5 protein-coding genes are annotated in these 8,745 nt (G+C 40.1%); all 5 read right to left on the bottom strand.

The window, feature by feature from the left end; all coding sequences use genetic code 11:
* Positions 1-201 precede the first annotated feature (201 nt).
* Positions 202-1,689: a glycoside hydrolase family protein gene (locus HNP77_RS07515; RefSeq protein ID WP_184652558.1), complete on the bottom strand. Its 1,488-nt coding sequence runs from the start codon at positions 1,687-1,689 to the stop codon at positions 202-204.
* A gap of 36 nt (positions 1,690-1,725) precedes the next feature.
* Positions 1,726-3,627 carry a discoidin domain-containing protein gene (locus tag HNP77_RS07510; RefSeq protein ID WP_184652557.1) on the bottom strand — a complete coding sequence of 634 codons (1,902 nt, stop codon included), beginning with the start codon at positions 3,625-3,627 and terminating at the stop codon, positions 1,726-1,728.
* A 24-nt stretch (positions 3,628-3,651) separates the two neighbouring features.
* Positions 3,652-5,460 carry a family 43 glycosylhydrolase gene (locus HNP77_RS07505; RefSeq protein WP_184652556.1) on the bottom strand — a complete coding sequence of 603 codons (1,809 nt, stop codon included), beginning with the start codon at positions 5,458-5,460 and terminating at the stop codon, positions 3,652-3,654.
* A 247-nt stretch (positions 5,461-5,707) separates the two neighbouring features.
* Positions 5,708-7,381, bottom strand: coding sequence for a fibronectin type III domain-containing protein (locus HNP77_RS07500; protein ID WP_184652555.1), 1,674 nt, complete (start codon positions 7,379-7,381; stop codon positions 5,708-5,710).
* Entirely contained in the window at positions 7,381-8,742 is a 1,362-nt protein-coding gene (locus HNP77_RS12280; protein ID WP_221266548.1) for a glycoside hydrolase family 43 protein, read from the bottom strand. The genes HNP77_RS07500 and HNP77_RS12280 overlap by 1 nt, the downstream gene beginning before the upstream one ends.
* Positions 8,743-8,745 lie beyond the last annotated feature (3 nt).

Genomic DNA, 8,745 nt, shown 5'->3' with positions numbered 1-8,745 from the left:
TATGAGTCATTGCCGTGCTCGACACTCTGTCATTGCCGCACTTGATGCGGCAATCTCTTGCATAGGGATTTTCGGGTCGTGCCCGAAAATGACATTATGAGTCATTGCCGTGCTCGACACTCTGTCATTGCCGCACTTGATGCGGCAATCTCTTGCATAGGGATTTTCGGGTCGTGCCCGAAAATGACATTTTTCTTTACTTTAAAATCCGTAAAAATCGATAAGTTTAAGCATTTCATCAAGTGTAACTTCTACACAGGCTCCATGTCTGATATCTCCTGTCGGCCAGGAAGTCTTATCATTTTCTTTCCAGGTCATAAAGTCAGTAGTTTCAAATGTTGCAAACACCTTTGACTGATGAGCATCGTGAGCATCAAGAACGCAGTACCACTTATCTACACCTGCATTAGGTCTGAAGCAGAACATTCCTTCACCCTGGTTGTAAGTTCCGCCTGCAGCTTCCTGAACCTGCTTTCCGTTCCATCCGCGGCCCCAGATACAGTTTGTATTGAAGGAATTAGGAAGAAGAGATGTTGAATAGTTTTCTCCCATTCCGTAGTATCCGGATTTTTCATCTTTAAAGAAAATATAGAACTTACCTTTATCATCAGTACATACAGAAGCATCAATATTTGAATTTGCCGTATTATTTGGTGTAGGTTCAAAATAAACCTGAGCATCAGTAAAGGTTTCAAAATCATTGGTATAATTTACAAAAGTTCGTCTGTAACCAAATCCGCGTCCGCTGGTTGTTTCATATTTATTCTTCTTAGAATTGTAAGACTTACTTGTAGTTCCGTTTGTTTCTCCGGAACCGCTCCAGATTACACCGTAAGTATAAGTTTTTCCAGTTTCAGGATCTGTAAAAATTACTTCTCCGTTGTTGTGAATGATTTCAGGTGCCCAGCAGAACTGATAGTTGCCGTATGCAGCCTTAAATGCAGTCTTTTCTTCATCACTTACCATCTGAATCTGACGTTCATTTGTCCATTCAGTCATATCATCTGAATCGGCAAAAATAAGACAGGTTGTGTTAACGTTCCAGTAATTATCGGTTACATAATCCCAGTCTGAAACATCACTTGTAGTACCATCATAAAGACGGTGATTTCCCGGCGAGCTTGGAGAAAGATAAGTCGTCCAGTCGGTAGCAATCATTAAATACTTTCCGTCCGGCTTTTTTACGATATAAGGATCACGAACACGATTACCGCCGATTGTAGAAAGCTGGAAAACACCTGTATTTCCGTTAAGAGACTGCCAGTGTAATCCGTCAGTAGTTACAGCAAGGTGAAGGCTCTGTTCTTCAAGAGTGCTTCCTGAATCACGGAAATATCCCATTACGCGAAGGCAGCGTCCGCCTTTTTCTGCACAGACAGTTCTTGTAACTGCATTTGTTTTTGTGTTGGTACCGTCACTTAAAGTTGCATAGATTGAGAAAGTATATTCTTCTCCGTCTTCAAGACCGGACCATTCATAATAATTATCTGCTGAACCGGTATTCTTATACGTAATCTTACTTGTATTACCAACAATTCCAATATTATAAGAAACTGCATCATCAACAGCCTCCCATACAATAAATGCTTTGGCATCACCAGACGAACTGTTATCGTCACTGCAGCTGAAAGCCGTAAACGTCATACCTGCTGCAATTACAGCAACAAGCATACTTAATATTTTTTTCATAAACTTTAACTCCTCCTTTTTTTTATGAAAACCTTTTTATTCTTCCGAACCGTATACAGATACTTCATGAATACCTGCCGTCCACCAGGCACCGCTGGTATTATGATTAACATCATTTATAGCCGTTACATTTATTCTGATATAACGATATTTTGCAGCCCCGGCGACATCTTCATCTATAATATTTTCATTAAAGCCAATGATATAATTAGAGCTTTTGTCTTTTAAAGTTGTCCACGAAGTTCCGCCAATACTTCCGTCAATCGTATACTGGCTTGCACTTTCCGAACCGTTATAATTACGGAAAGTAACGTCAACTTCCTTAATGTATGCAGGATTATCAAGCTGAACTACAAAACTGTATGCAGCATTCGAACTCAATGCATAACCGTTGTAAGCACCCCATGACGGTTTAGATGCATCAGGTGCATAACTGATTCCGTCAACAGCATTAGAAGCCGGATAACTTGCATTTGCCTCAGTACTTCTTATAGTTGAACAGCCTATAGACAGTAACTTGCCTTTCTGAACCGGAATAACCAGTCCCTGTTCGTAGTCATATTTAATTTCTGGATAATAGTCATAAAAAGCATAGCCATCCTTAAAAAGAATAGGAAGCATTCGCTGTGCAAAAGCAATGCCGCTTGTTCCAAGATAACTGTCTGTTGGAATTGCAGGGTCATGATAACGCCATCCCTGGCTCCATCGGTTTGCAAGCATATAATAATTGCTGCCGATTTTATCTATCTGCCCGCTCTGTGCTCCAAAAGTCGTTCTGTTTCCGATTGAATGAAGGGAATCTTCTGCCAGGCCGGAAAGTTTATTTGAACTCATATAAGCGCCCTGGGTCGGATACCAGCCTGCCTGTTCAGAACTGAAAAGATAATACCAGCCGTCAACGACACGGAAACAAGGAGCTTCCCTGGAACCTTTATAGATTGTTATCGCAGATGTATTTTTATCGAGCTTAGTCCATGTTTCATCCAGCTTATAGGCAGTCTGTGCACTGGTTGTTGAACCTATAATGTATGCACTTCCGTCTGTATCAACAAAAGAAACCAGATCACGGGATTCATTTGATTTAGGATGATAAGGTGCTTCTGCTGCTGTCAGAATACCGCTTCCCGGGGTTCCGTAAATACAGAGTACCTGTCCCAGAGAATAATCTGCCCCGTTTTCATAGTGAGACCAGTTTACAACAACACCATCCGGACGAACCTGATAACTGGTAGATTCAAGTTTACAGCCCTTTCCGTCGTTATAGGAAGTTGCAAGATATTCACAATAGCGGGGATTTTCTGTACCGTCTTCAAAATGCTCAGGATTGCCGGAAATTACGATTCCGTCATAACCATTATCACTTGTTGTCCACTCTGAATCATCCGGATATCCTGTCAAGCTCCACTGTTCTACATACCATACGGCATTATTTACACGATTATAAATATAACGCCAGTATTTTCCCTGGGTAAAAATCTCATCCGAAGGTTTATTTACCAGTGACTGAACTGTATTATCAAAAACATCTCCCGAAGTTGTGTCAGTAAAAGGCACGCACTTTACCGGGGAAGTTTCTGCCAGCAGTTTATTTTTACTTGAATATGCCTGAACTTTATAATAATAAGTTGTCGTACCGGCATCATATACGTCATACATTGTTCCAGGAATCTTCTGTCTTGTAGACTTTTCAATTACTTCTGTCCAGGAACCACCGGAACTTGTTGAACGATACAACCTGTAATAAGAAGCACCTTCATAATCATTCCAGTGCAGCTTAAAATTATCCACAGTTGTTTCTCCGTCAAGTTCAAAAGCCTGTGCTGCAACTACAAAATCCGGTTTAGAGACAGAAATGCTTCCTCCCCCGTCACTGCATGAAGCCAGAACCATAAAAATACCGCAGGCTGCGACTAAACAGGCACTTTTCCTATATTTCATCCATTCCCCCTTTATTGTCATTTCTCATTGTCCGTAAACCTGTACTTCATAAAGGCCGGTACACCACGAACCGTTAACAGTAGAATGAGGTGCATTGCTGCCGTTAGTACATGCCCTTTTTTCGCCCAAAATATCTATCTTAATATACTTATATGCCGTTTCTGTCGGTTCAAAAACCCAGGTATTAAAATTCATCATGACATTAGACGAACAGTCCTTTATCAAAGTCCATGAAGCATCTGATGCATTTTCTTTTCCATAAATGTTATACGTACAATAGGCTTCACTTCCCTGAAGAGTATAAAATGAAATATCTACACCACTAATATTATATTTACTGCCCAGATTCACGACAAAATCAAAATCGTAATCAGAGCCTCTGTAAAACTTTTTATCTTCTATCCAGTTTCCGTCTACTGCATATTTACCGTCACAACCAGAAGCTGCAGTTGAACTCAATCCAGTATCTCCTAAATAAGAGACAATTTTTCCACGCTGAACAGGAATCATTACGCCCTGCTCACAATCGTATTTTACAGTTGAATAAAAATCATAGAAAGCATATCCATCTTTCAGCGTTATCGGAAGCATACGCTGTACAGACCATAAGCCCAGTTCTTTAAGTACAGGATCAGGAACTTCCCAGCCGCCGCTCCATCTGTTTGCCATCATTGCATACTGATTACCGATTTTTACCACACCGCCAGACTGAGAACCAAACGTATTTTTACTTCCAATAGCCTGACCTGTCTGACCGGAAAGCCCCTGTAAAGTTTTAGAAGAAATATACTGACCTGCAGTAGGAAGCCATCCGTTCTGTCTTGAACTGAATAAATAATACCAGCCGTCATGATGAATCATACATGGTGCTTCTCTCCATTCATTTTCCTGAATAGTTACACACTCAAAGGAATCATCAACCACCGTCCAGTCAGAACTTAAACGATACATATACATCGTGCCTAAAGTTGCGCTTATAAGATAGCCACGACCGTCATCATCTTCAAAGAAAGTAAGGTCGCGGCTTGCATTTCCCTGAGGCTGATAGGCACCATATCCTTTAAAATCTCCACCAGGTGTTCCGGCTGCACAATAAACGCAGGCTTTTGTATAAGTTGAACCGTATTCTTCATAATGACTCCATATAACTATCTGGCCATTATGGGAAGTTATACAGGTACTTTCGAGTTTGCAACTTGCTAAATCTTCATCATAAAACGCATCCGGATAAGTTTCTTTATCACCTGTAACGACAACCCGACCTTCATCCCAATTTTCTCCGTCAGCGGAAGTATATTCAATAAAATTAACATTCTCTCCACCGTTACGACCTATGCTGTAGCTGTAATATACACCGTCAAAAACAAGCGTACTTTTTCTGATAAGACCGGTAACGCCTGTCTCTACAGTCGGAGAATTATTAAAAGTATTAACTGCATCTGTAACAGTTCCCTTTGATGCTGTAACATTTGCACTGGCAATCTGAACCTTATTTGAATTGAATGCTTTTACTGTATAAGTATACGTGTTATCTCCGATACCATAATCATCATAAAACAACACATTTGTTAAAGCTCTGGTTTTACTTATAAGTTCAACACCATCACTTCTTGTTAACGTATATCCGGCGGCATCTTCAACAGCATTCCAGTGAAGCTTTACATTATCTGCAGAAGAACCTCCCTCAAGCATAAAAGTAGAAGCAGCAATTACCATTTCTTTTTTTTGATTTACAGTACCAGTGCCAGCTTCTGAACTACAAGAAAACAAAGCTGCAGTAAATGAAAGGCAGGAAAAAACAGCTGCAGCTTTTTTTAAAATAAAACTCCTCATTAAAGAACCCCTTTTTTATGAAAACCTTTTCATAAAATTGTAGCATCGGCTTATTAATTCTGCAAACTTAATTTTTCTTAAAAATTAATTAATCATGCAAATTTATCAGGATTAACGCTTATTATTTAAAAATATTAAGAATTGAAGATCTTCTGGTAATAAACAAAATGTAAAAAAAAAAAAGACCGAGAAACACACCATACGGCATATTTCTCAGTCCCGTTATCTGATACTTTATTTTAACTTATCAGTAAGTAATTCCGGCAGTAACAGCTTCAAAGGCAGCCATTTCTGCAGCTGTTACACGGAATGCAAATGCATGGCGGATACCGGTTGGCATTGTGTAAGTATCATCATTATCATGATAACTCCAGTACCTTGGAGCTGCAGTGATATCGCTGGAAACACAGGCAACAAAGTTATTTGTTCCGGTTGGCGGACCACCACGGCTATACTTGTCTCCAATAAGCCACCATCTTCCCTGAGTATCAAGAATTACCCAAGGGCCTTCAATACCACGATTTGTTGACTGATCAGTTGTACGTGATACCCACTGACCGTTATGCATAATTACAAAAGAATCTGCATCCAGTGAATAAGATTTTGCAAAGTAAATATCTTTTGCACCGTCTACCTCTCCCTTGTAAGGCATATAGAACATGTTATCGACCTTTATCATTGTAGCATCAATTTCTGATACAGTCTCTTCACTGTCACCATCGCTGTCAAAATCACCTACGTCAATATTTTCAAAATAGAAATACGGGCGTGTATAATTATAGAAATCATTGGTATAATTGATGAACGTACGGCAGATCCAGCCTTCGGTATAACCGGAAGCATCAAAATCTTCTGCAGCAATGGTCGTTTCTCCAGAATATGCAGCCTTAGAAGTTACAATCTCCTGATAAGAACCATCACCATTCTGAATGACAGCATCTCCGTTACCGCTCCAGATAACACCATAGTAATAGTCAACACCGTCAACTGTAGCAATAACCTTTGGTGCACCTGTTGCTTCATCATAATCCATAAGGATTTCCGGAGCCCAGGCATGCATTGGTCTGACACGGGCAGAAATAACTTCATCAGGTATAGTAATCATTCTCTTACAAAGAGAACCTGTTTCCGTTACTCCATACAAATCACCATCTACAGGCTTATAAAAATCAACAGTCTGATTTTCTGTATCAACCTTTACAACTGATACCAAGATGCTTGGTGAATATCCCTGAGAATCCCAATATGAAGTAAATCTCGTAGTACCATACTCTGCATTCGATGTACCGTAATAGTTTGTCCAGTCTGTTGCAAGCTCAATAAACCAGCTTATGTTATCTGATTCATCATTATCATGCAGACGGTTCATATAAGGATCGCGAACACAAGTGTTTCCAGAACCAGCTGAAGAATTTATCTTATAGTAATAAGTATTATTCAAAAGTCCTGTATAATTAAGTCCGTCTGTACTTGAACCAAGGAAAAGGTTTTCATAAGCTGCATTTCCGTCATTATTAGACTTAAAATAGCTTACCATGTAGCCGCCGTTATACTTTGTAGAAAAAGCACCAACCTTCTTTGCACGTCGGTTACCGTTCTTATCTACAGAGTAGAAAGTAAACTGATATCCCATTTCGTGAGAAAGATCCTCTACTTCAAGATACTCTTTACCGGCAGGAACTTCAATTTTCTGTGTTACACCGTCAAGCTTATACTCTACTTCAATATGATCAAAGTCCAAATCTGCAGGATCAGTCCACTCGAATTCAACACCAGTACCTGAATCAAGACTTTTTACGCTTACGCTGCTGATTGCACTTGGAGCAATCAAATCATCATAATCGTCCATATCGTCACAGGCAGCCAGAAACAGTGAAGCTGATAATGCAAGAGCAGCTGTTTTTAATAATGTTCTTTTCATTACTCAGCCTCCCCAAAGTTCGGTGAACCGTCTTTGTTCCATGTGAATACCTTAGCACGTCCTGTGCGGTATGGATCCGAAAGTCCATCTGAAGCTGTAGTAAAGTTGTTTGTTCTTCCGTAATATGAATACAATTTAGGCCATGTGCGGGCATGGTAAACAATTACATCATATCCTTTATAGGTTGTAAAAGAACAATGTCCAGGTCCGTAAATTCCGTTTCCTACTGATGATGTAAATACAGGAGTTTCTGACTTTGTCCATTTTGATGCATCAAGCAAATCTCCGTCTGCATCAATTGAAAGCATACCAAGACAGTAACTTGCATCACATGCACTTGCACTGTAGATAAGGAAAATCTTTCCGTTGCGCTGAAGAATTGCAGGACCTTCATTTACGTTTACCAGAGCACTGTGTGCCATGTCAAATGAGTTGATCTCACCGTTTTCATCATAAACTTCTTCACCCCATTCCCAGGCATATTCAGGAGCTGTAACAGGACGAACATCTGTAACCTGTGTAAAATCACTGCCATCAACAACTTTACCCATAAGAATTGCAGACCATGCACCCGTTCCTGCGCCATCAATATGCTCTCTTCCACCGAATGTAAGGATTCCGTCACCTGATTCACCTTCGTCAGCCCAGCCACCATCATAGACATATTCTGCCCATGCATAGTACCACTGATCTCCTACCTTAAATGGAGTACCATCAAGGTTCATAATCCAGGCCTGAGCTGTATCACCTGCATAGCGGTATAAAGTCAAGTCCATCTTATTTACATCAGAAGAATCTTCAAGAGCAGATGCATCAAAAGTACTTCCCTTAACTGCACGAACACGTCCGGCTAAAGTCCATTCTCCAGTCATAGGATCAGAAGAAGAACACTTAGCAACGTAATTCTTTACAGCCCAAACAGAAGTAGAATATGCAGCATCTGTTGAATCATAACATACACCAGTAAAGAACAGATACCAGGTACCATCGATATAATGAATCTCCGGAGCCCAAAGATAAGAAGCAACTTTTGCAAAATTACCTGATTTTGGAGTTACAATCGTTGTAACTTCAGCTGAATCTCCAGAATCAAGAAGATCTATTGTCTTTGCACGTTTCAGCTGGATTCTGTCAAAAGAACTTCCGTAAGAAGCCGTATAGTAATAATAACCGTCTGAATGCTTATAAACCCAAGGATCAGCTTCTCCAACACGGGTTGAACCATAGCCGGAAACTAAACTGTAAATTGGATTTGCAAATGCAGGAACAGCTGTTTCAGCTTCCTCGTTACAGCTTACACATGCAGTAAGCATATAAACACTAAGAAGTGCAGAAACAACACCAAAAATTGATTTTTTCATCTC

It is taken from the genome of Treponema rectale, assembly GCF_014202035.1.
Lineage (GTDB): Bacteria > Spirochaetota > Spirochaetia > Treponematales > Treponemataceae > Treponema_D > Treponema_D rectale.
Note: the sequence above shows the minus strand (reverse complement) of the source record. Positions and strands in the feature narration are given on the sequence as shown.